This window comes from Arthrobacter sp. NPDC056886, from assembly GCF_042788715.1.
In the GTDB taxonomy this organism is placed as follows: Bacteria; Actinomycetota; Actinomycetes; order Actinomycetales; family Micrococcaceae; genus Arthrobacter.
Genome location: NZ_JBHUBT010000002.1, coordinates 497159 through 519580, shown reverse-complemented (window position 1 = coordinate 519580; position 22422 = coordinate 497159). Strand labels below are relative to the sequence as shown.

The 22422-nt window shown below is 64.1% G+C and carries 17 protein-coding genes and 1 tRNA gene; 6 read left to right on the top strand and 12 right to left on the bottom strand.

The genetic code is table 11. The annotated features are described in order from the left end of the window. Positions 1-4: 4 nt before the first annotated feature. On the top strand, positions 5-4288 hold the full coding sequence (locus tag ACFRJ8_RS05480; protein WP_377985131.1) for a Pls/PosA family non-ribosomal peptide synthetase: 4284 nt from the start codon (positions 5-7) through the stop codon (positions 4286-4288). Here ACFRJ8_RS05480 and ACFRJ8_RS05475 read toward each other — a convergent pair. The 6 genes from ACFRJ8_RS05475 to bcp all read right to left on the bottom strand — a co-directional run bounded on the left by ACFRJ8_RS05475 (position 4285) and on the right by bcp (position 12637). Beyond that, positions 4285-7512: an efflux RND transporter permease subunit gene (locus ACFRJ8_RS05475; protein ID WP_377985130.1), complete on the bottom strand. Its 3228-nt coding sequence runs from the start codon at positions 7510-7512 to the stop codon at positions 4285-4287. The two genes, ACFRJ8_RS05480 and ACFRJ8_RS05475, sit on opposite strands and share 4 nt — an antisense overlap. 105 nt (positions 7513-7617) lie before the next feature. Then, positions 7618-9120: a malate:quinone oxidoreductase gene (locus ACFRJ8_RS05470; protein ID WP_377985129.1), complete on the bottom strand. Its 1503-nt coding sequence runs from the start codon at positions 9118-9120 to the stop codon at positions 7618-7620. A 78-nt stretch (positions 9121-9198) separates the two neighbouring features. After that, positions 9199-10854 (bottom strand): ABC transporter substrate-binding protein, encoded by a 1656-nt coding sequence (locus ACFRJ8_RS05465; protein WP_377985191.1) that lies wholly within the window; start codon positions 10852-10854, stop codon positions 9199-9201. A gap of 252 nt (positions 10855-11106) precedes the next feature. Continuing rightward, entirely contained in the window at positions 11107-11781 is a 675-nt protein-coding gene (locus ACFRJ8_RS05460) for a fasciclin domain-containing protein (RefSeq protein ID WP_277523269.1), read from the bottom strand. A gap of 235 nt (positions 11782-12016) precedes the next feature. Next, a tRNA-Leu gene (locus ACFRJ8_RS05455) sits at positions 12017-12098 on the bottom strand. A gap of 65 nt (positions 12099-12163) precedes the next feature. Continuing rightward, the gene (bcp, locus tag ACFRJ8_RS05450) at positions 12164-12637 is read right to left on the bottom strand and encodes a thioredoxin-dependent thiol peroxidase (protein ID WP_377985128.1); all 474 of its coding nucleotides are present in this window, start codon (positions 12635-12637) and stop codon (positions 12164-12166) included. Between the two features lie 100 nt (positions 12638-12737). Between bcp and ACFRJ8_RS05445 the strand changes: the two genes are divergently transcribed. After that, on the top strand, positions 12738-13259 hold the full coding sequence (locus ACFRJ8_RS05445) for a MarR family winged helix-turn-helix transcriptional regulator (protein ID WP_377985127.1): 522 nt from the start codon (positions 12738-12740) through the stop codon (positions 13257-13259). A gap of 59 nt (positions 13260-13318) precedes the next feature. Here ACFRJ8_RS05445 and ACFRJ8_RS05440 read toward each other — a convergent pair whose 3' ends face one another. Continuing rightward, complete coding sequence (locus ACFRJ8_RS05440; protein WP_377985126.1) at positions 13319-13948, bottom strand: DUF2510 domain-containing protein; 630 nt, start codon at positions 13946-13948, stop codon at positions 13319-13321. A 191-nt stretch (positions 13949-14139) separates the two neighbouring features. Here ACFRJ8_RS05440 and ACFRJ8_RS05435 point away from each other — a divergent pair, with 191 nt between their 5' ends. Both ACFRJ8_RS05435 and ACFRJ8_RS05430 read left to right on the top strand, forming a co-directional pair. After that, positions 14140-14328 (top strand): hypothetical protein, encoded by a 189-nt coding sequence (locus ACFRJ8_RS05435; protein ID WP_377985125.1) that lies wholly within the window; start codon positions 14140-14142, stop codon positions 14326-14328. Positions 14329-15149: 821 nt separating this feature from the next. Continuing rightward, complete coding sequence (locus ACFRJ8_RS05430; protein WP_377985124.1) at positions 15150-15992, top strand: hypothetical protein; 843 nt, start codon at positions 15150-15152, stop codon at positions 15990-15992. Between the two features lie 52 nt (positions 15993-16044). Here ACFRJ8_RS05430 and ACFRJ8_RS05425 read toward each other — a convergent pair whose 3' ends face one another. The 5 genes from ACFRJ8_RS05425 to ACFRJ8_RS05405 all read right to left on the bottom strand — a co-directional run bounded on the left by ACFRJ8_RS05425 (position 16045) and on the right by ACFRJ8_RS05405 (position 20591). After that, positions 16045-16884 carry an N-acyl homoserine lactonase family protein gene (locus tag ACFRJ8_RS05425; protein WP_377985123.1) on the bottom strand — a complete coding sequence of 280 codons (840 nt, stop codon included), beginning with the start codon at positions 16882-16884 and terminating at the stop codon, positions 16045-16047. 241 nt (positions 16885-17125) lie between these two features. After that, positions 17126-17410 carry a hypothetical protein gene (locus tag ACFRJ8_RS05420; protein ID WP_377985122.1) on the bottom strand — a complete coding sequence of 95 codons (285 nt, stop codon included), beginning with the start codon at positions 17408-17410 and terminating at the stop codon, positions 17126-17128. Between the two features lie 650 nt (positions 17411-18060). After that, on the bottom strand, positions 18061-18573 hold the full coding sequence (locus ACFRJ8_RS05415) for a hypothetical protein (RefSeq protein WP_377985121.1): 513 nt from the start codon (positions 18571-18573) through the stop codon (positions 18061-18063). A gap of 537 nt (positions 18574-19110) precedes the next feature. After that, positions 19111-19287: a CsbD family protein gene (locus tag ACFRJ8_RS05410; RefSeq protein ID WP_277523282.1), complete on the bottom strand. Its 177-nt coding sequence runs from the start codon at positions 19285-19287 to the stop codon at positions 19111-19113. A 293-nt stretch (positions 19288-19580) separates the two neighbouring features. Continuing rightward, a complete protein-coding gene (locus ACFRJ8_RS05405; protein WP_377985190.1) occupies positions 19581-20591 on the bottom strand; it encodes an LGFP repeat-containing protein in 1011 nt (336 codons plus the stop codon). A gap of 497 nt (positions 20592-21088) precedes the next feature. Here ACFRJ8_RS05405 and ACFRJ8_RS05400 point away from each other — a divergent pair, with 497 nt between their 5' ends. Together ACFRJ8_RS05400 and ACFRJ8_RS05395 are read left to right on the top strand one after the other, a co-directional pair. Beyond that, positions 21089-21331 carry a hypothetical protein gene (locus ACFRJ8_RS05400; RefSeq protein WP_377985120.1) on the top strand — a complete coding sequence of 81 codons (243 nt, stop codon included), beginning with the start codon at positions 21089-21091 and terminating at the stop codon, positions 21329-21331. 511 nt (positions 21332-21842) lie between these two features. Beyond that, positions 21843-22388: a hypothetical protein gene (locus tag ACFRJ8_RS05395; RefSeq protein ID WP_377985119.1), complete on the top strand. Its 546-nt coding sequence runs from the start codon at positions 21843-21845 to the stop codon at positions 22386-22388. The last annotated feature ends 34 nt before the right edge of the window (positions 22389-22422 follow it).

Here is a 22422-nt window from a genome sequence, read left to right as displayed (position 1 = left end):
AAGGATGGGCAAGACCGCGAGGATCGGCAACAGCCTCATCAGTCCCCCTGAGTTGCGCGGAAAAATGTCGATGATCGGTGGTTCGGAGGGGGGAACCATCCTGACGTCGGCTGCGCCGGATCAGGCGGCGCGCTGGCGTCGTGGCGAGCGGTTGGACCAACTTTTTGAGGACAGCTGTGACCGGTTGCGGGAGGAGGGGCGTGCCGCCCAGGTTGCCGTGGACGCCGGGGACATCGTCCTGACCTACACGGAACTGGACGAACGGGCCAACCAGCTGGCCCGCCATCTCCTGGTGTGCGGTGCCCGGCCCGGTGACCGCATCGCGTTGCTGTTTGACCAGCCTTGGCGTGCCTACGTGGCGATGCTTGCCGTGCTGAAGATCCACGCGGCCTATGTTCCCCTTGATCCGGGGTTTCCGCCCGACCGTCTCCAATACATTGTGGAAGACGCCAATGCGGCGATGATCCTCTCACTGTCACATTTGAGGGACCTTGTGCCTGAAGTGGCCGCTGTGACGGTGAGTGTTGATGAGGTGCAGGCACAGATTGACGCTAAGGACACCGCCCGCCTGGACGATGCGGAACTTGGCGGGACGAAGGATGAGCTGGCCTACATCATCTACACCTCTGGGTCGACGGGCCGGCCGAAGGGCGTGGCCGTGGACCAGGCAAGCATCTGCAATTTTGTCCGGGTGGCCTCTGACATTTACGGCATTCAGCCCACCGACCGCGTGTACCAAGGCATGACCATCGCCTTCGACTTTTCGGTGGAGGAAATCTGGGTGGCCTGGATGGTCGGAGCCACCTTGGTGCCTAAGCCGGGACGTTCCAGCATGCTCGGTGCCGAGCTCGCGGAATACCTGCAGGAAAAACGGATCACAGCTCTTTGCTGTGTTCCCACGCTGCTCGCAACGCTTGACGAAGATCTGCCCGATTTGCGGTTCCTGCTGGTCTCTGGAGAGGCTTGCCCCAAGGACCTCGTCATACGCTGGCATCGCCCCGGCCGTCGCTTCCTTAATGTCTATGGCCCCACCGAAGCTACCGTGACTGCCACCTGGTCGGTCCTCGACCCGGACCTGCCCGTCTCCCTAGGTGTGCCGTTGCCCACGTACACGGCGGTTATTGTGGATCCCGCTGAGCTCCGGGTCCTGCCGCGCGGCGAAACAGGGGAAATCGGCCTGGCAGGGGTTGGCCTGGCACGGGGATACGTAAACCGCCAGGACCTGACCGACCGCGCCTTTGTCCCGGATTTCCTGGGAATCGAGAACAATCCCTCCGGCCGGATCTATCGCACCGGGGATCTCGGACGGGTGAACGACTCCGGGCAACTCGAATACTTCGGCCGGATCGATACCCAGGTCAAAATACGCGGCTACCGCATCGAGCTGAGCGAAATCGAATCCGTCCTCCTGCAGCTCCCCGGAATAGCCCAGGCAGTCGTTCAGACCTATGAACCGGAACCCGGGACTGTGGAACTCGCCGCCTACTACACGCCGCGCCAGGACATCGCGGACATTGACGCCCACGACCTCCACCGGATGCTGCGCACCAGGCTTCCCGGGTACATGGTTCCCGCCTATTTTGAACAGCTCGACTCCATTCCCATGATGGCCAGTGACAAGGTTGACCGGAAGCGGCTGCCGCGGCCTGAACACAGGATCAGCCAGGCGGCCGCCGGGTCCTTCACCGCCCCAACAACCCCCGCCGAAGAGACCCTGGCCGCGCAGCTTGGCGCGGTGCTGAGCCTCGACAAGGTCTCCACCGATGCCCATTTCTTCAACGACCTCGGCGCCGACTCGTTGCTGATGGCGCGCTATTGTGCCCGCATCAGGAAAGAAACCGCCCTGCCGGCGGCCGCAATGCAGGATATCTATGAGAACCCGACGGTTCGGCAGCTCGCCGCGTGTCTGGAAGCCCGGCACAATGAATCGGTCCTCCGCGCCGCCCTACCGGAAACCGACGCTGTGCTCCCGGAACCAATGCGCCCGGTCAGCTCCCTCCGGTACGCCATGTGTGGTGCAATCCAATTGCTGGCATTCTTCGGTTACCTGATGTACGCGGCTTGGTTGATTGTATTCGGCTACGAATGGACGTCTGCGGGAACCAGCCCCGCTGACATGTGGCTCCGCTCCGTCGGGTTCGGTGCCGCCATGTTCGTGATCCTGTCCGTGACGCCAATCATCGTCAAATGGGTCCTCGTAGGGCGGTGGAAGCCCGGCACCATCCGGATATGGAGCGCGGCCTATCTGCGTTTCTGGACGGTCAAGACAGTGACGCGGGCAAATCCACTCGTTTTGTTTGCCGGGTCTCCGCTCTACGTGGTGTACCTGCGGCTTCTGGGCGCAAAGATCGGCAAAGGTGTAGTGATCTTCTCCCGGCAGGTGCCCGCGTGCCCTGACCTGTTCACCGTTGGTGACAATACCGTCATCCACAAGGACTCCTCGTTCCTGTGCTACCGGGCACATGCGGGCATCATCGAGAAGGGTCCGGTGACGCTGGGACGAAACGTTCTGGTCTCTGAGCGAACCACCCTCGACATCGGAACGTCGATGGGCAATGACACCCAGCTCGGGCATGCCTCGTCGCTACAGGCTTCACAGGCCGTACCGGACGGACAGGTCTGGCACGGTTCCCCTGCCGCACGCACCAGCACCAATTATCTGAGAGTCCCGGCCGCCACCTGCACCACCCGTCGGAGAGTCATCTTCACCCTGCTCCAGTTGTTCAACCGTCTGGTCCTGGTGGTTCCGACGGCGGTTCTGGGCCTGGCCCTCTTCCTGCCGGCTTACCTGAACACCGGGCACCTGCAGCTGGGCGTTTTCACATTTTTTGTCGAAGTAGCGGCCGTTTCACTCATTGTGTTCATTGGGGGGCTGTTCACCGGCCTGCTGATCGTCGTCTGCGTTCCGCGTCTCCTGAACATCTTCCTTAAGCCTGATGTGGTGTATCCGCTCTACGGCTGGCACTTTTCGATCCACCGGATGATTATGCGTATCTCGAACGTCCGGACGTACAAAGACATCTTCGGCGACAGCTCCTACATCGTGCACTACCTCAAGGCACTGGGCTGGAACTTGGGCAAGGTCCAGCAAACAGGATCGAACTTCGGCCCCACACTGGGCCACGAGTCGCCATTCCTCAGCTCGGTAGGAACCGGGACCATGGTTTCAGACGGCCTCAACATGATGAACGCCGACTACACCAACACCTCCTTCCGGCTCTCGCGGGTCCAGATCGCCGGCCGCAACTTCCTGGGAAATGGCATTACGTTTCCGATGGGAGCCCGGGTGGGGGAGAACTGCCTGCTGGCTACAAAGGTAATGATTCCGATTGACGGCCCGGTCCGCAGGGATGTTGGGCTGCTGGGGTCGCCGGCCTTTGAGATTCCCCGGTCCGTTCAGCGTGACGCACAGTTTGACGAACTCAAGATCGCGGAAGAAATGGAACGGCGCCTTCCGGCCAAGAACCGGCACAACATTATGAGCATGGTGCTGTTCCTGGCCGAACGCTGGTTCCTGTTGTTCGTTGCCACGCTTGCCGGCGCCATCGCCGTAACGGCCCATAGCTTCCTGGGTGTGCTGGCCGTCGCCGGGTCAATGTTCGGCTTGATCGTATTCCGCGTACTGTTTGGCTCCCTGGTGGAGCGTTCGGTCATGGGATTCCGCCGCCTGAAGCCGCAATACTGCTCCATCTACGACAGCTACTTCTGGCGGCATGAACGTCTCTGGAAGCTGCTGGCCGTGGGAGCCTACAACGGGACCCCGTTCAAACCCATGATCTGGAGGCTGTTGGGCGTCAAGGTGGGCAAACGGCTCTACGACGCCGGCCTGAACATGCCGGAAAAAACCCTCGTCACGATCGGCGATGACTGCACGGTCAACGAGGGAACACACGTCCAGGGCCACTCCATGGAGGACGGCACGTTCAAGTCCGACTACATCGTGATTGGCAACAGGTGTTCCCTTGGCGTGGACAGTTGGGTCAACTACGGAGTGACGATGCAGGATGGTTCGTCACTCGGTCCCGACGCCCTGCTGATGAAGGGCGAAGACGTCCCGGAAAATGCGACGTATACCGGGAACCCGGCCCGCGAAGTGATGAACCCCGCTGCGCCCGCAACCCTTCCGGCCCTGGCCTCCAGCGGACCGCGTCACAGGGATGCTGTCACGGCGGCCAGGGGCCGCCAGAAGCTCTCAAAGGGAGCCAACGGCGTCCACGGAACGCACGCGGCGCACGGAACGCACCGGGCATCGCGGGCCAAGGCCGGGACACCGAGTTCCGGTTCCTAGTGCGAACCCGTTGGCAGGGCAGCGTCTTCGGGGAAGTCATCCGGGAAGTCCTCTGCCACGGCCGGCGCGGAATGACGCCCGCGGGGCAAGGACTTTTCCAGGGCCTTGCGTTCACGCCGTCCTTCCACGAGCCGGTACAGCACGGGGACCAGGATAAGCGTGAGGGCGGTTGAGGAGATCAGGCCGCCGATCACCACGATTGCCAGGGGCTGGGAGATGAAGCCGCCACCGCCGGTCAGGCCCAGCGCCATTGGTGTCAGGGCGAACACTGTGGCGAGGGCCGTCATGAGGATGGGGCGGAGGCGCTGGCGGGCGCCGTGCGTGATCGCGTCCGCCACGCCCATCCCGGGCTCCCCGTTGCGGGGCTGGCGGTACTGGTTGATGAGGTCGATCAGCACAATCGCGTTGGTCACCACGATGCCCACGAGCATCAGCATGCCGATCAGCGACGGCAGCCCCAGCGGCACGCCGGTCACCACGAGCAGGGCGATTGCTCCTGTCGCCGCAAACGGGATGGAGACCAGCAGGATCAACGGCTGGATGAGGGACTTGAACGCTGCCACCATGATCACGTAGACAATCGCGACGGCGGCCAACAGCGCGAGGCCCAACTGCCGGAACGAGTCGGCCTGCTGGGTGGTGGCGCCTCCGATGGTGGCGGTGACCCCCGGCGGCAGCTGGACCGATTTGAGGCGGTTCTGCACTTCGGTACTGACCGCGCCGAGGTTGGCGCCCGACGGCGTCACCGAGACCCGGGCGGTTCGCTGGCCGTTGCTGGCGGTGATGGAGACAGGCACATCGACCTGTTCCACGGAGGCGATGCTGCCCAGCGGGACGGCGCCGGCCGCCGTCGGGAGCGGGATCGCCCGTACCGCCGCGATACTCGTGAAGCGGGTGCCTTCGCCGATCCGGACCGGGAAATCGTTGGTGTCGATGCGAACTGTCCCCGCCGGAATCGGGCTGATCGTGGCGGCCAGGACCCCGGCCACGCGCTCCTCGTTCAGTCCGGCGGCGACGGCCTTGGCCCGGTCCACCTTGACCTGGACCACCGGTTGGCTGGCGGCCAGGTTGGTGGCCACCTCACTGCTGCCGGGGACCCCGTCCATGGCCTTGACCATCGCGTCACTGGCGGTCCGGAGGTCGGCGGTCGAGGCCGCCTTCAGGGTGATGTCCACGGTCGATGACGTGCCGAAGCCGCCCTGCTGGGAACCGACGGTGATCTTGCCGGCGTCGCCGAGTTGGGCGAGCTCGCTGCGGACGCTGTCCTGGAGTTTGCCCTGGTTGGCCTTCTCGTCCGTCACCACCGTAAATGTCGAATTCGATGCGCCACTGGAGAGCAGGGCGGAGAAGCCGGTCTGGGCGTTGCCGGTGGTGGACTGGACGTCCTTGACCCCGTCGATGCCGCGCAGGACACTCTCGACCCGGATCGCCGATGCGCTGGCCTCGGCCAGGCTGGTGCCCGCCGGCATGGCCTGCCGGACGGTCATGCTGTTCTCGCCGGAGCGGCCGAGCAGATCGGTGGCGAGCAGCGGGGACATCGCCACGGTTCCGCCGAGCACCAGAGCCGCGGCAATCAGCGTGAGGACCGGGTGCCGCTGGGTACCGGCGAGGACGGGCAGGTAGCCACGCTGCAGGAGCGTGCGCTGCTCGGCTTCATGCGCCTTGGCGGCAATGCCCGCGCCAGAACCAGCGCCTGAACCAGCGGCAGGATCTGCCGCAGATCCAGCGGCACGGGCACCGGCAGTGGAGTCGGCGGGCGTGCGCAGGAACCAGTACGCCAGTACCGGCACGATGGTCAGCGAAACCAGCAGCGATGAGAGCAGGGCAATGGTCACAGTCAGGGCGAACGGCCGGAACAGCTCGCCGGCCAGGTCGCCCACGAAGGCGATCGGCAGGAAGACGGCCACGGTGGTCAGAGTGGAGGCCGTGATGGCACCGGCCACTTCGCGGATGGAGGTCAGGATCGCCGTGATCTTGGTTTCCCCGTAGCTCAGGTGCCGCTTGATGTTCTCGATGACCACGATCGAGTCGTCCACCACGCGGCCGATCGCGATGGTGAGCGCTCCCAGAGTCAGGATATTGAGCGAGTAGCCGGTGGCCGAGAGTCCGATGAACGTGATCAACAGGGACAGCGGGATGGACACGGCAGTGACAAGGGTGGAGCGCACGGACATGAGGAACACCAGAATCACGGCGACGGCAAAGCCAAGGCCCAGCAGGCCCTCGGTGGTGAGGTCCTTGATCGACTTCTCGATGAACGGTGCCTGGTCGAAGACCGGGGTGAACTTGGCGTTGGAGCCAAGCTCTGCCTCGAGCTGCGGGATGGCGTCCTTGACCGCGTGGGAGATCGCTACCGTGTCGCCCTCGGGCTTCTTGGTCACGGACAGGGCGAGGGTTTCCCTGCCATTCGTGCGCGTGATCGAGGTGCGGGCGTCCTCGACCAGGCTGACGTCCGCCACGCTGCCGATCGTTGCCGCATCGCGGACCGCGCCCAGGGGGAGGGCCTTGATGGCGTCGAGGGAATCCACCGGGCTGCCGATCTGCAGCGAGAGGGTCTTGCCCTGTTCTTCGATGGTGCCGGCCGGAACCAGGGCGCCGTTGTTCTTCAGCGCCTCGCTGATGGACTGGATGCTCGCACCCGACGCCGCCATGTCCTGGGGCCGCGGCAGGATCTGGATGTGCTTGGTGGCACCGCCGGTAACGTCGGCGCCCCTGACGCCGTCGAGCTTCTGCAGCCTGGGGACACTGAGCCGGGCGAGGTCGGCGTTCAGTTCGCTGAGGGGTTTATCCGAGGACACGGCCAGGAACACGATCGGGAAGTCGCTGATGCTCCCGGCGATCGCCTGCGGCTGGACGTCCTTCGGCAGGGCCTGCTTGGCGTTGGAGATTGCTCGGTCGATCTGGTTCCGCGCCCGGTCCAGGTTGGTGCCGTACGTGAACGCCAGGGTGATCTGGGAGACGCCGTTGCGCGATGTTGACGACGTCGACTCCAGGCCCTCGACGCCGTTGAGCGCCGTTTCCAGCGGGGCGCTGATCTGTTTGTCGACCACTTCCGGCGACGCACCGGGCAGCGAGGAGATGACGGTGATCTGCGGGAACTCGATGGACGGGATGAGCTCCTGCTTCAGCGAGGACATCGTGATCACGCCGAACACCGATGCGAACACGGTGATCAGGGCGATCAGGGCCCGGTTGGCGAGCGAGAGCTTTGCGAGCCGGAACATCTCATGGTCTCCTGGTGGGTCGAGAAGGTACTGCCAACGGGGACGTCAATGAGTTGCAGCGGTCCCAAACCAGCAGTGTAGACCAGCCATGGTCCGACGCCCGGCTTAGTTGCGGGCGGAGACCTGTTCGAGTTGCAGCGTCTTGGCCGTCTCGGCCTCCAGCCGCGCGGCGAGCTCAGGGTTGTCGTTAAGCTTGACGCCGTAGCCGGGCATCATGTCCTTGAGCTTGGACTGCCAGCCCTTGAAGTTCTTGGGGAAGGACTTCTGGAGCAGCTCGATCATGATTGGCACGGCCGTGGACGCGCCCGGGGAGGCGCCGAGCAGGGCGCCGATGGTGCCGTCACGTCCGGCAATGACCTCGGTGCCGAACTGCAGCACGCCGCCCTTCTTCGGGTCCTTCTTGATGATCTGGACCCGCTGGCCGGCGGTGATGAGCTCCCAGTCGCCGTCCTGTGCCTCCGGGTAGTACTCCCGCAGGGCCTCGACCTTGTCGCCGTGGCGCTTGGCGACCTCCTTGATCAGGTAGGCGGTGAGGTCCATGTTGTCCTTGGCCACGGCCAGCATCGGGATGATGTTGGAGGGGCGGATGGACAGCGGCAGGTCCAGGTAGGAGCCGTTCTTGAGGAAGTTCGTGGAGAAGCCGGCGTAGGGGCCGAACAGCAGGGAGCGCTTGCCGTTGACATAGCGCGTATCGAGGTGCGGCACGGACATGGGCGGGGCGCCGACGGATGCCTGGCCGTAGACCTTCGCGCTGTGCTGGGCCGCGAGGGCCTCGTCGGTGCAGCGGAAGAACTGGCCGGAGACCGGGAAGCCGCCAAACCCCTTGCTTTCCGGGATGCCGGATGCCTGCAGCAGGTGCAGGGCGCCGCCGCCGGCGCCGACGAACACGAATTTCGCGTGGATGGAGCCGTGCTCACCGGACTGGGGGTGCTTCAGCGCCAGGTCCCAGCCGCCGCCGGAGGCGCGCTTGATGTCACTGACGTTGTGGCCGTAGTTGATCTCCACGCCGTTGTTGCCCAGGTACGTGGTCAGCTCGCGGGTCAGGGCGCCGAAGTCGACGTCGGTGCCCTCGGCCGCGCGGGTTGCCGCGACGCGCTGCTTGGGGTCGCGGCCCTTGACGATCAGCGGGGCCCACTTGGCGATCTGGGCGTGGTCCTCCGAGTACTCCATCGACCGGAACAGCGGGTTCGGCTTGAGGGCCTCGTAGCGGGTGCGGAGGAACTTGGTGTGGTCCTCGCCGATCACGAAGCTCATGTGCGGAACGGTGTTGATGAAGCCCTTGGGGGAGCCGATCAGGGAATTCGAGACGAGGTGGGACCAGAACTGGCGGGACAGCTGGAACTGCTCGTTGATGTTCAGGGCCTTGCCGGGGTCCACCGAGCCGTCTTTGGCTGCGGGGGAGTAATTGAGCTCACACAGGGCCGCGTGTCCGGTACCGGCGTTGTTCCACGGGCCGGAGCTTTCCAGTCCCGGTTCGTCGAGCTTCTCGAAGAGCGAGATGGTCCAGGTCGGCTCAAGCTGCTTGATGAAAGCACCGAGAGTGGCGCTCATGATGCCGCCGCCAATCAGGACGACGTCGGCATGTTGGGTCTTGGAAATGAAAGTCACAATCAGTCTCCGATAGCAGCGGCTCTGGCTGTCACAGAATATCCCGCAGCGCCCACTAACTGAAATTGGCCCCGTGCGTCAAGGCTTTAGCTCGACCTTTGTGAAAACTTCATTAAGCACCGGCGACGCCGGGTACTTCAGGACCCGGTCCGAGAGCGCCAGTGCCGAGATCGGGAAGGCAATGGGAACCGCGGGCACCGTGGCCGCGATCTGCGCATTGATGGTCTGGTACTGCGAAGTGCGGTCCGTGCCGTCCGGCAGGCCCCGGGCCCGGGCGATCTTGGAGAAGACCTGGGGGTCCTGGTAGCCGAATTCTCCGGTGTTCGCGCCAAAGAGCGGGCCCACGAAATTGTCGGGGTCCGAATACGAGCCGTTCCAGCCCAGCAGGTGCAGGGCGTGGTCGCCCGGGGAGGTGACCTTCTGCAGATAGCCGTCGGCCCAGTCCACGGGCACGGGCTTGATGTTGAGCCCGATGGCGGTCAGTTGCCGGCTGATTTCGGCGTATACCTTCTCCGGTGTCGGCAGGTAGGGCCGGGTGACGTTGAGCGGGTAATAGAACTTCAGCGCCTCACCCTTGTAGCCGGCCTCGGCGAGGAGTTCCTTGGCCTTGCCCGGGTTGTAGCCGAGCGCAGCGGCGTTGTTGTTAAATCCGCTGAGCTTGGGCGGAACGAACTGGGACGCCTGGGCTGTGTTGTCGATGAAGAACCGGCGGATCAGCGTGTCCTTGTCCAAGCCCATCTCGATCGCCTGGCGCACCTTGAGGTTTTGCAGGATAGGAACTTCCTGGTTCATGCCCAGGTACATCACGGAGAAGGGGTCCCGCTGGATGATCTGTTTGCCGCTCTTGACCAGCTGATCGAAGTTTCCGACCGTGACCGCGTCGTAGGCGTCGATCTTGCCTTCGAGGAGTGCCTGCATCCGGGTCTGCGGCTGATCGTAGGTCACGAACTTGATGGTCCCGATCTGACCTTTGTCGCCCCAATAGTTCTTGTTGCTGGCCAGGGTCACGCTGCCCGAGTCCCAGGAGCCGAAAACGTACGGTCCGGTGCCCACCGGGTGGAGGCCGTAGGCGGACATCGGCTGCCCGCCCCGGCTCTGGTTCAGGATGTCCGCGTGCTCCGCGGCGAGGGCCTTGGGCGAAGAGATCGCGAAGGCCGGAAGGGTGAGGGCCTGGAGGAATCCGGTGAAGGGCTGGGTGAGGCCGATCCGCACCTTGTCCGGCGCCACGGCTGTACAGCCCTTATAGATGGACAGCGGGGCCTGGTCCGCATGGGCCTTGAACACACCCTTGAATGTGGTGCCCGAGGCCTGTTGGCGGAGGGCCGGCGAGAAGTTGAACCAGCGGTTGAAGTTGGTGCAGACCGCGGCGGCATCAAACGACGTCCCGTCCTGGAACTTCACGTTCTCGCGCAGCTTGAACTCGTAGGTCCGGCCCTCATCGGTCTGGGACCATTCGGTGGCCAGCAGCGGCGTGGGATCGCCGGTGGTCTGGTCCACGCCCACAAGGCCTTCCAGGACCTGCCGGGTGACGCGGTAGGACTCGACGTCGGAGACCAGGGCAGGATCGAGCCCCAGCGGCTCCGAGCCGGTGCCGAAAGTGAAGACCGCGGTGGGTGCCGCGCTGGAGGTTGGTGAGGCGGTTGCCGAGCTGGGTGCCGGGCCGAGGCTGCCCGTGCAGGACGCGAGCGGCAGCACAAGGAGAGCGGCCCCGATGCTGGCGGCAATTCGCCGCACTGTCCTGCGGGGCACTGTACTGCTGGGCACTCGAGAATCACCTCTGGGAACTGGAAGGTCCGCCGGCTGCGGAACAGCCCCAGTCTAGTTGACGGCCGGGGCCGCCAGCTTTTGTGGCACACCGTCGCCGGCCACCAGCCACGGTTCCCGGAGCACAAAAAAGCGAAGGCCCGCACCGTGTGGTGCGGGCCTTCGCTTCTCCTAATGGTCCAGGGAGTCAGGCTGGAGCCGGGGCAGGAGGGCTTGGACTGCCTACTTGGGCATCAGGACTGAGTCGACCATGTAGACAGTGGCGTTGGCGGTCTGGACGCCACCGCAGACAACGTTGGCGCCGTCGACCTTGAGTGCATCCTTGGTGCCGGTGACCGTGACCGAACCGCCCTGAACCGTCTTGTGGGTGCCGACAATCTGGTCCGGGGTGATCTTGCCGGGGACCACGTGGTAGGTCAGGATCTTGCTCAGCGTGGCGTCGTCCGTCTTCAGGGCCTCGATCGTGGCCGGATCGATCTTCTTGAAGGCGTCATCGGTCGGTGCGAAGACGGTGAATTCGCTGCCGTTGAGCGTGTCCACCAGGTTGACCTTGGGGTTGAGCTTGCCGGAAACAGCGGCGGTCAGGGTGGTGAGAATCGGGTTGTTGGAAGCCGCGGTGGCCACCGGGTCAAGTGCCATGCCCGAGACGGAGCCGGCACCGCTCGGAACCTTGGCGGCGTAGGCTGCGCAGCCAGAGCCGACAAGGTTGGCAGCCGGATCCATGGCCGCGGCGGAGGCGCTCATGGACGGGGACGGCGCCATGCTGGATTCCGACGGCGCCGCGGAGGCGGGGGCCGAGGAGGCGGTGGTGCTGGATCCGCCGCAGGCAGTGAGGCTGAGCATGGCGGCAGCTGCGATACCTGCAACGGCGAACGTGGTGCGCTTGATGTTCTGCATTTCGGTTTCTCCTTTGTTGTGCCGATGGTTGCCTGCGGCGAATATTGCCGCTGCGGCCTTTCCCGACTGTTGGGCACCGACCCTTGGTTGGTGTCTCAATGGGTATTCGGCTGCTCGGAGGAAACGGATGGGTGCAGATGTGAAATTCTTTTTGAGCTCTTCATGATCCGCTGAAAACTGCTAAAAACCGCTGGAAACGACGAGAACCCCGGTCCGAAGACCGGGGTTCTCTGTGTGCGCAAGGGGGGACTTGAACCCCCACGCCCGAAGGCACAGGAACCTAAATCCTGCGTGTCTGCCAATTCCACCACTCGCGCGCGGCGCCGTCGTCGTCCCGGGGTAAGTTCCCCCCCGCGGCGGTCGCCAGGCTCCATTGTACCTATCAGGCGTCGAGTTTCAGGTCCCGGCGAAGTTTGGCGACATGCCCGGTGGCCCGGACGTTGTACTGCGCGACGACAACCTGCCCCTCGGCGTCGACAACGATAGTGGAGCGGATGAGGCCCTGGTAGGTCTTGCCGTAGTTTTTCTTTTCGCCCCAGGCCGCATATGCCTCGGCGACGCTGTGGTCTTCGTCGGAGAGCAGCGGGAAGGTCAGCCCTTCGGCGGCCGCGAACGCCGCAAGCTTCCCAACAGGGTCAGGGGAGATGCCCACCACCTCATATCCTGCGGCCTGAAGCGCGCCAAGGGAATCCCGGAAATCGCAGGCCTCCTTGGTGCATCCGGGTGTGGAGGCCGCCGGGTAGAAATAGATCACGGTCTTCCGCCCCCGGAAATCGCGCAGGCTGACGTCCTGTCCTTCGGCGTTCTTGAGGGTGAAATCCGGTGCTGTGGCACCGGCAGTGAGTCGCTCAGGCACGGGTTTCTCCTTGATGATGTGTGTCGTGAAGTGGGGTGACTATCCAGCGTAGTGAGCCGGTGGACGCCGGACGAATCCGGTGCTCGCTATACTCTTGGGTATGCCTGATATGGATCGCTGGCCCACGGGCCGCCTATTGTCCACGGCAGCACGTCTTGTAGAACATTCCTGGAACGAAAAATTGGGGGCCATTGGCCTGACCCATGCCGGGGTGATCGCCATGGAAGTGCTCTCGGCGAATGGGCCTATGACACAAGCCCAACTGGCCCAACTAGTCCGGGTCCAGGCCCAGACCATGGGCAAGACTCTGAGCCGGCTGGAGGCGCATGGCCACATTTCGCGGCAGCGCAGCACCTCCGACCGGCGCAGCCACGTGGTGTCCCTGACTGCCCAAGGCCGCCAGGCCGTCACGGCGGCCGCCGACATGGAACGCTCCGTGCTCGCCGCGACACCCATTGACCCGGACCTGCTGCGCCAAGAGCTCCAGGCCGTGGTCCGGGTGCTGGCAACCAAGTCCACGTCCCCGGAGGTCAAGGCCATGGTCACGGGCGCCGAGCCGGGCGTCGCTGCGGCCCCGGGCGCCGCAACCGAGTCCGGCGTCGCCGCCGGGACCGCCCTCTGAACTAGCCGGCGGCTCGAGGGGATGCACTTCCCTCAGGCGAAGCCGCCCTTTGTGGCCCCTTAAATCGTCGCGGCCTGATTCGCTAGGGTGCTCGCGATGGCGGACATCTTGAGCCCGGTGAGCACCACGGTGAGCAGGATGACGCCGATCGTGGCCCACACCGGGGCGAGTCCGCGCCGCGGGGCCACCTCGTGGACAATCACCGAGCGGCCAATCACGTAGAGTTCCCGGCTGAGGAACACCCACGCCCAGTGGAACGGCCGGACCACGCCGTCTTTGCGCAGCCTGTCCCAATCCAGATACGCCAGGAGCGCGGACACGCCGTAGGCCACGAAGCCGGTGGTCACCAGAAGGAAGTAAGGCGCCGTGAAGATCGACGCCGGATCAATGATCTGGACCTGCCGCGGGCCCACGGTGCGCAGCCGGAGCACCGGGTTCCAGAACATGAGCAGGATGAGGGGCACCAGCGGCAGGGCCACAATCGTCCAGATGTACGGGTTGTAGACCGGTGTCCTGTCACTGATGCGCCTACGCGGTGCCACCAGGTTTTGGGCCGGTGCCGCCGGGAACTGGGGTGCGCTGAACTGTCCGGTCCAAGCCGAACCGTTCCACCACTGAAGCCGGCCGGAGCCGGCAGGGTCGTGATACCAGCCAGGGCCGGGGGCTGGCGCTTTCGGCGGGACGGTCATGGCTGTACATCCTTTGCCGGGCATGGCGCGTGCGCGTCTTCAATTCACTCTCCGGTTCTAAGACAGAGAGTACCCCAGTGAAACCCAGGGGCTGGCCCGCCGTTCAGGCGGAAATGGGCAGCCGCAGAGTATCGACGCGCCACGGCTTCGGGGGGACGATTAAAGGGCAGTCACCATGAAGGAGGTCACTGATGTGCTACCAGTACAACAAGGATTACCGCCGGGATGCCAGGAAGGATGCCGCGCGGGAACCTGAGGAACGCCCGGAGCCCCGGGTGGAGGCAAAGGAAGGCCGGTTCTGGGGCTTCCCGCGCCGCAGCAAGGAGTTCACAGTCGAGGAGCCGGAGACGGTAGTTGACCGTCCCCGCGAGAAGGTCTGAGGCCGCGATGTGACTCGACGGCCGCTGAACCCCACATTGAAATGTGACGGTTCGGCGGCCGTCTCACGGTTGGGCCGGCCGGCGGAGGCCGATTGCCCCGGAGAGCCCGATGAGGAGGCCACTCAGCGCCAGCAGGGATCCGGCGACACTGAGCTGCCCGTCCGGTCCCGAATCACCTTGGCCGGCCGCCGCGCCCAGCGGCTGCCCCGTTGAGTGGTCCTGGCCCGCGTCCGCCGCGGGAGACGTGGAAGTCGCCGTCGTGACAGCTGAAACAGACGCCGTGGCCGGTGGAGGCGTGTTGTCTTGGTCCGCTGTTGGAACCGGGTCCGACGTCGGCGCCGCCGGGAGCTGGGCGGGCTTCGTGGGCTGTGCCTGGGATGGTGTTGCCGACGGCGTTCGGCGAGGCGCTGGGGAAGGCGCGGCCCCTGACGGTGGCGGGGCGGAGCTGGCAGGGACAGTCGGGCTGGGCGACGGGGAGGCCGACGGCGGACCTGGCGTCGGCGGGGCCGGGCAGAATTTCGCCGGGAGGAGGCCGGCTGGCCCGCAGGGATCGGCCGCTGCGGGCAGCGCCAGGACCAGCGGTGATGCCCCGAGCAGAAGGGCCACGGCGGATGCGTTACAGGCCTTCCGCATTGAGTTCATCCTCACCATCGTAGGGCTACGCCCGCCGGGCGGCAGGGAACCCGGGCCCGGTGATGCTGCTTTTTGCCGCCAAAAAGAACTGCCGGGAGGCATATTTGGCGGCGGTGCGTGCCGTCGAATCGCTGTCCAATCCCTCAGAGGCGTTGTAGCCTCGCCGTAAGAACAGCTTGGGGGAGCAGATGGCCAAGAACTCCAGAACCCGGTCCGGCCGGAGGCGGTGGACTGTTGCGATCTTCGTCGTCGTGGGCGCCATGATCGCCATCCCCGCCGCAGCAATCGGGCACTTCATGATCAGCCAGGCAGTTGGCCGGGTCACTGTGGTTACGGATACCGATGGACGAGAACGCACCGTGTACTGGCGCGACTATCCTGGCATCGCGGGAGTTGATCCCCAGAACATTCTGCAAGGACCCACGCCCCAGGAGGGCTATGCCGCCGGGAAGGCCATGATCGCGGAGGTCCGGGCTGCCCTCACGGCCGAGCTTCAGCTGGAGTGGGCGCCCCCGCCGGGTGGGCGGGACGATTTCGACCCATTTGTCCACCGGATTCAGAATTACTTCGGAGGTGAATCGCTTCTAACTGCCGTGAATGCGCCTCCCTCGCAGAGCACCAGCGTGCCCCGGGCGTGGGCGGACAAACGGCGCGCGGTGGAAATCATCGGAAAGGTCCTCGACAGGCACGGATACTCGGCGCCCGTCATCGACACCTTCGACCAATGGACTGATGAGCAGCGCATGAGTGACCTTGGCGGACTGACGCCTGAGACACAAGTGATCTTGTCCGGGATGGCGCAGGGACCAGCTGGCCAGTGGATCTCTTTCACCTTCCAAGACCTCTCGAAGGACACAACCGGGCTATTCCAGGAACGCCTCGCCGCTCCTCCCGAGTCTGGCTGGCAGCCGGACACGTTGAGCCTCAGCTATGGCGCCAACGGGCTCCTGGCAGAGGAGGACCGGGAGGAGTTCATGAAGCGGTTGGAGCCCTTCGCCGGCCTGACGCCTCCGGCGCCCCTGGAAACCTAGCCGGGAACAGCTGAGCCTCCTTGTCTTGGCCGCCGCGGCGAAGCTCATCCGGTTACCGAATCTGGGCGGCCCAGCCGGCAGCTGCGAGGCGGTCGGCAGCCCCGGGGTCGTGGGCAGGCAGAATGACCAGATCGGGATGAATCGCCAGAAGAGTGTTGATTGCCCGTGTGGTGTCCAGCAGGGCCTTCCTTTTGCCGATGCCGGGAATCCGTCCGCGCCGCAGGAGGTCTTCCTCATAGGTGACGTCCCCGACCATGAGTAGCGGCGGCTTTCCAGCACGGCGGACCAGGAGGGAAACGGATCCCGGCGTGTGACCCGGCGTCGGAATCAGGACCAATGAGCCGTCGCCGAACAGGTCATGGGTACTGCTGAACGGCCCGAGCGGCTCTCCTTGTCCCACCGGAAATTCCAGCAGCTTCCAGGACAGGCCAGGCAGGTCGATGTGGCGGCGCATCAACCCCTGGACGGCTGCGTCGGGACGGTTGAGGGATGCCCATTCGGCGGCGGAGGCGATGATCTGGGCATGCCGTAGTTCGCGGAGGCCGCCGATGTGGTCCTGATGCAGGTGCGACAGTACGGCCCAGCGGACCGCCGCGATGTCGCAACCAATGTCGGCCAGCAGCCGTGTAAGTGTTTCCTGCTCGTCGATTTTGAAGCGCGCGAGCCTCCGGTAAAGGAAGCCGGGGAGGCCGCGGGGGAAGTAGCTGCTGTCGGTAACGGATGCGCGGTCTTGGCCGGTGTCGAAAAGAACCAGTCCTTGCTCATGGTGGATCACGTAGACATTGATCGGGCGGGGCCGCGACCAGCCCCGGGCGGTAAGCAGCCACCACAGCAGCGGGCTTCCATCGGCCTCGACGTGCTGCCTCCGGATCTCCACAGCACCTGTGCTCACGACCGATACCGCCCCGACCGAGTCTGGCATGTGACTACCCTTCTGGAAACGGATGGTGTGTCAGGTGTGCACGCATCAACTGGTCTTCAGCCTCTGCTTTTCCGTTTCCGGGCACGGCGCACGGCCAGGACGATGAAGATCGCTATGAATGCGACTGGCAGGAGCGCCAGCGGGTTCCACCCTCTAAAGCTCATTGGTTTCCTTCCCGTCCGGTGCGTGACGCCGGCGCCCGGACCGCTCGTTATCTGTTGGTGGCGAATATCGTGATCACGATAATGCCACCGATGAGGTCCAGCACGCCCAGGACTTTTCCGGCGGTGGCCTTGACCCCGGCCGCTTCGGCCCGGCGGGCCATCATGATCGCCACGAACCCCATGGCGATACCGAACAGGAACAGGCCGATGACGCCGATGATGATGGAATTGCGGCGGTACTTCAATCCCTGCTGCAAGTGGAAGGCGGCTGCCTCCGACTCCGTCGGGCCGTCCTGTGTTGTTCCGGTGCGAAGATCGTTCGACTCGTTCATGTATTCCCCCAATATTTTGGCCATTGTCGGCGTAATTGAGAGGCTACTACCTAATGGGTTGGTCGGATAGGGAAGGGGTCGCGGTGCGCCTGTCTTGGAGGTAAGCGCGGGTCGTGGCGGCGCCGGCCGCGGGCTCGCCGGCCTCACTGGCCGGTGATCTTTATCCCGGCCACTGCCCCGGTCCAGGCGCCCGTCGGGTCAGGCCGGGTCAGTTGAGCGCTGACGTATCCCTTCTGCAGTTGGACGATCTGGGACTGCGTTCTTAGGCAGTCGACTTCAAACACCAAGCACCTTCAATGCACCCACGCAGAGGAGGAGTGTGCCAAGCCGCTTCGGTGCCATCACGACAACGTAATCGGTGGCCACACGCCCGGCCAGAGGAAGCGTCGACACTCGTGGCCCCGGTGAGTCAACGGGCCGGCACCTTCGATTTCATGGCGAGCGTCTCCATAGCACGACCCGCAGCGAGGGCGTCTTGACAGATCTCCGGCCGCTACCCGCTCTGGTGCGAATTCCTGCGCACCTGAAGGTCCATGTGGCACGCACATCCCAGCCAAGCGGTGCCTGCTCCGGTCGTGATCAGGAGCTCTCCCAATATTTTTCGCCAACAGCATCGAGGCGCCGGGCCTTGGTCACAGGGGACAGGGCTCTTAGAGGCCGGCCGGGAACTTGAACGCGGTAGGCAGCGGTTCCGGTGCTGTCCCATAGAACAGGACGACCTCGTCATGGGTTTTCATGACGACAGACTGGGCGGGGCCGTCCTGCTTCGCGCCGTTCACGGCAACCGACCAGTCCGATGTGCCTGAGTGCGCGGTCCCGGGTTTGCCCGTGCCGTCCAGGACGCCCCATTCGGTCAGAAGCTGGCCGAGTGTATAGGTGTCGCCGGCGACCGGCGCCTCAATGTGGACGATGCCCGACTCGTCGTGGGTGTGCAACGCCGAGATGCCGTTCGGCTGCCCGGTCGAGGAGAAGCTGAAGCCGATGTCCGCCGGGACAGCGACGGGTTTGCCGTCCACGAAGACGTCCAGATGGGCGTGGAAGTGCTCGGTTGCTCCTTCCATGTTGAGCACCGGCAGGCCTGCTTCCTTGATTCGTTCGGCACCGCCCTTGGTGTCTAGCTCCCAGCCGGTGGTCACAGTCGCAGAAGCGGCGGATGAGCTCACGCTCGGAGTCGGAACGGCTGTGCCTGGGCCCGGGGTGGCGGTTGAACATCCGCCAACGGACAAGACGACAGCGCCCAGCATGATGACAGCGAGGAGCTTGTTCACGGAGACTACTTTCATTCGGCCGCAGGTTCTTAGCGGATGTGTGCGGATCGGACAGGAACGCTCACCGGACACCCGAGGCGGAACACCAGAGTCGACGTCGGGCCCGCTCAGCCACGAGACGATGCTAACGGAACGAGTCGTTAGCCCCTGGAGATCCGGCGTCCGACGCGCAGACCTGCCCAAATAACGAAGGTCACGATGAACGCGACGGGCAAAAGTACCAGCGGGTTCCAACCCTTAACTGTCATTGGTCATCCCTCGATTTGATTGCGATGTCTTGGGCAGACTCTACGCCAAGCGCCCCGTGGCCGGTTCAAGGTTCCTGCGTGCTCGGGCTCACAGGGAGCTCCGTTGTCGGCCGTCATGTGAGGGTCCGGCACAAACGGAGGGCGCACCTCTTTGTCGGAGATGCGCCCTTCGCTTGGGTTCGGGTCAGTCCTTCTTGAAGGCGTCCTTAACCTTCTCGCCGGCCTGCTTCAAATCGCCTTTGGCCTGGTCAGTCTGGCCTTCGGCCTTCAGGCGGTCGTCGCCTGTGGCGTTGCCGGCAGCTTCCTTGGCCTTGCCGCCGGCCTTCTCGGCAGCGTTCTCAATCTTGTCGCCTATTCCCATGGTGTTTCCTCCTCTGGTGTTGGCAGCCGTTCGATTCGGCCATAACACCATCCTAAGCATGCTTACAATCAGGATTTCAAGTCGTCTTTCTATTTTTCCCGGAGATTCCATGGATGCGTTCGCCCAACATCCACGGATGGATGTGTCCTCGCCGAGATGCGACCGCTGATCAAAGGTCAGTCTTTCAAGTCGTTCCTCATGCTGGCTCCGGACCAACCAGAGGATGCCTGATACGAAACGAGCAGGCGGCCGCCGGCCCGGGAGATGCCCGGACCGGCGGTTTCCCTTGTCTGTCAGGGGATAAGGCCGGCCCGCCCGGTGAGTCCCGGAAGCTGAGAGCTTTCCGGCGTTCCGGTCGGTGGTGTCGACGGAGTCTTCGGGATGACCGTGAACTTGCCGTCCGGGCTCTGCGTTATCGACCCGTTCTCGAAGTCCACTGCCTTCCCGTCGGCCACTGCGTGGACGCCGCTCGTGGGGAATCCGAGGGTCGCCTGCACCTCGGGGGTGATGACGTCCAGCCAGGCGTTGGGGAGGTAATGGACCCCTGTGTCGGTCTTGGAGACGATGCCGCCGTTCTGGAACCACTGACCGCCAGCGGCTACGGTTCCGGATATTCCGCCGAGCACGCCGATGACCTGGTCCGAGGAGATGTAGCCGACCACCTTGACCCCTCCGGCTGCGAGGTACTCCTTGTAGAAGTCGCCGTACACGCCGTGGGCGTGGGTCGGGTCCTCATTGAAGACGGGGACCCGCACCCCGTTCCAGGAGATCATGCCGTGCTCGAAGGTCTGGTAGACGAAGCTTGCACCCGCGATCTTGACGCTGATCTCACCCGAGGTGGGGAACCCCATTCCGTACCGTTCTGCACCGTACTGTGCATACGTGGAGCGGATCGCGCCCAACGTGGCATGGGCGCCGGTTGCCGGCGTCCAGTAGATGATCCCGCCCTTGAACTGCTGGTAGACGCCGCCTCCGACCGTCCGCTTTTCCTCGGTGATCGGCAGCCCGAGCTTGCCGGCATCGGTACCCAGACGCCTGTATTCACCGAGGATCCCGCCCCGGACCGAATGGGCACCGGTTGCAGGGGACCAGTAGATGAGTCCGTACCGGAAGTTCTGGACCCGGTCCGCGTAGCCGGTGTACTCGTTGGACGTCGGAGCTCCCAGGGTGCGTCCCTGGGAGTTGTAAAGGGAGCCGATGGCCCCGCCGGTGGTGTATCCGGCCGCTTCAGCTGGCGCGGAAACGGCGACGGCGCTACCTGCGAGGGCCAGTACGGCCATGGCGAGAGTGAGCGGGCGTTTCATGAACACTGCAGACCTCATTTTTCCGCAGCGCTCGGCGCTGCCTCGAACCGGTGATGTCGGGCTTGACGCGCCGGCTGAGACAGTTCCCCCGCCTGATTGTTTCCCCCAGTGGAGACTACTTTCAACTCACGTATTTGGGAATAACGAATCGGGACCAAAATACTCCACCGGGCCACATGACGAGTCGCCCTCAAGAAACCACCACTACACGCTCAGGAAGCGGCTAGCGGCCCAGGTGGAATAAGACGCGCCCTGGCGGTCCTGATTTTTGTCACGAAAATGACAATCATACTTCTCTAGTCATTGGACAAAACCCGCGTCTAAAGTGAGCGACATCACTCACTTCCAAGTCTGGAGGCACGATGTCTGTTGGGGGAAGACGGCCTGCGCCGCACCGTCCAAATCGATCTTCCGGTGGCCATAGGCCGCCGGCTTTGTTGTTGCGGGGCGCCATCGCCTCTTGCCTGGGCATCGGGCTACTGGCCGTCTAATAAGTTATGAGCGGTGAACAAAGAGACAAGCCAGCAGAGAAGCGATTCTTTCCCAGTGTCGGAGGGGTCGTCGCCGGACTCGTCCCAGGGATATTCGCACTATTCACAGATGTATCCCAACCATTTTGGATTTTTTTCAAGGTGATCCTGGTGGCAGCGGCGCTGGGGTTTGCCGCTGCAAACATGATCGGGTTGGCTGTCGTCAAGCATCGTCGCTCTACTAAAGATGGAGAGCGAGGGATTACTTAGCTAGTGTCGTCGCACTCCCCGGGCCCTGATGGGGCGGCCGAGAGACCCCGGACCGACGTCATCGGACTGGCCTCGGACAGTTGTTGCCGCTCCGCTCACTGCTTGGGTCAGTGGTGCAGCAACCCTGGGCTTTACCAGTCCATCGTCGTGGCGAGAGGAGCGTAATGACCGAACTGGGACAACAGGAGAAGCGCAGGGCGCTACTGGGCCATAGTCTCCGTCGCGTTCGTAGCGGCGTTCGTCGTCGGGGTGGCAGTTGCGTACTTGACCCGTATGGATCATGGGTGGCCGAATGGGAGAGATCGAAGGTTCGGGCAAGTACGTCGCGATCTTCGTGTCGCTCGCCTGTGTCGCCGTCGCGTACGTGGTTGTTCTTCGGCAGGCGTTCAAGTTCAAACCGGAGAAATAGCCTCCAACCACGGGTAGCGAATCACCTTCTCGTTGCCGCGCTGTGCAGGGCTCGCGTCAGCGGTGCGGCAACGAACGATCAATGTGGGGAGTAGATGCGGAGATGGCTGTCGAGATGCTGAAACCGTCGCCCCGGGGCAGGTGGGAAAAGGCGGCTATCTCCTCGCAGGTCTGGCTGCTCTTCGTCGCGCTGTTTGTTTCAGACGTCCTTCGCGAGGCCCTGGGCTGGTGGGGTTCCACTGCATTAACTGTTGTCATCATGGGCCTCGGGTCGTTCCTGCTCGTCCGCAAGTCGGCGCCGGAACGGCAAGAGCGGCTGGCTCGCGATGCCGAGCGCGGCGTCATCGAATGCGCACTCCGGTATGCGGACTCGCATCCCGGTTCGCTCCGGGGCCGGTGGCTGCCGGGCTTCGCCGAAATCGGCTCCGGCACCTTCAAGTTCCAGCCCGACTACATCGATAAGGGCGAGCCCGAAGGCAAGATCACTGTGTTCTCGGACGTCGAGGGCCAGGGCCAGATCGAGCCGCCCCCGAAGCGGCCGGCCGAGCTGAAGAAGAGCTGGGGGATCGTGGCCCTCGGAACTGACCGAGGTCAGCTCCACTTCGCCACCGGCGAGCTTGGCTTGAAGCTCATCAATGAGCGGTTCTAGAGGCGCGCCGTGCCGACCAGGGCGGGGCGCAAGC

Coding starts and splice junctions, on each gene's coding strand:
- ACFRJ8_RS05405 (WP_377985190.1), bottom strand. CDS start 20,591: ATGAAACGCCCGCTCACTCTCGCCATGGCCGTACTGGCCCTCGCAGGT.
- ACFRJ8_RS05395 (WP_377985119.1), top strand. CDS start 21,843: ATGGCTGTCGAGATGCTGAAACCGTCGCCCCGGGGCAGGTGGGAAAAG.
- ACFRJ8_RS05460 (WP_277523269.1), bottom strand. CDS start 11,781: ATGCAGAACATCAAGCGCACCACGTTCGCCGTTGCAGGTATCGCAGCT.
- ACFRJ8_RS05475 (WP_377985130.1), bottom strand. CDS start 7,512: ATGTTCCGGCTCGCAAAGCTCTCGCTCGCCAACCGGGCCCTGATCGCC.
- ACFRJ8_RS05440 (WP_377985126.1), bottom strand. CDS start 13,948: ATGACCGTCCCGCCGAAAGCGCCAGCCCCCGGCCCTGGCTGGTATCAC.
- ACFRJ8_RS05400 (WP_377985120.1), top strand. CDS start 21,089: ATGAGCGGTGAACAAAGAGACAAGCCAGCAGAGAAGCGATTCTTTCCC.
- ACFRJ8_RS05445 (WP_377985127.1), top strand. CDS start 12,738: ATGCCTGATATGGATCGCTGGCCCACGGGCCGCCTATTGTCCACGGCA.
- ACFRJ8_RS05420 (WP_377985122.1), bottom strand. CDS start 17,410: ATGAACGAGTCGAACGATCTTCGCACCGGAACAACACAGGACGGCCCG.
- ACFRJ8_RS05410 (WP_277523282.1), bottom strand. CDS start 19,287: ATGGGAATAGGCGACAAGATTGAGAACGCTGCCGAGAAGGCCGGCGGC.
- ACFRJ8_RS05480 (WP_377985131.1), top strand. CDS start 5: ATGGGCAAGACCGCGAGGATCGGCAACAGCCTCATCAGTCCCCCTGAG.
- ACFRJ8_RS05430 (WP_377985124.1), top strand. CDS start 15,150: ATGGCCAAGAACTCCAGAACCCGGTCCGGCCGGAGGCGGTGGACTGTT.
- ACFRJ8_RS05435 (WP_377985125.1), top strand. CDS start 14,140: ATGTGCTACCAGTACAACAAGGATTACCGCCGGGATGCCAGGAAGGAT.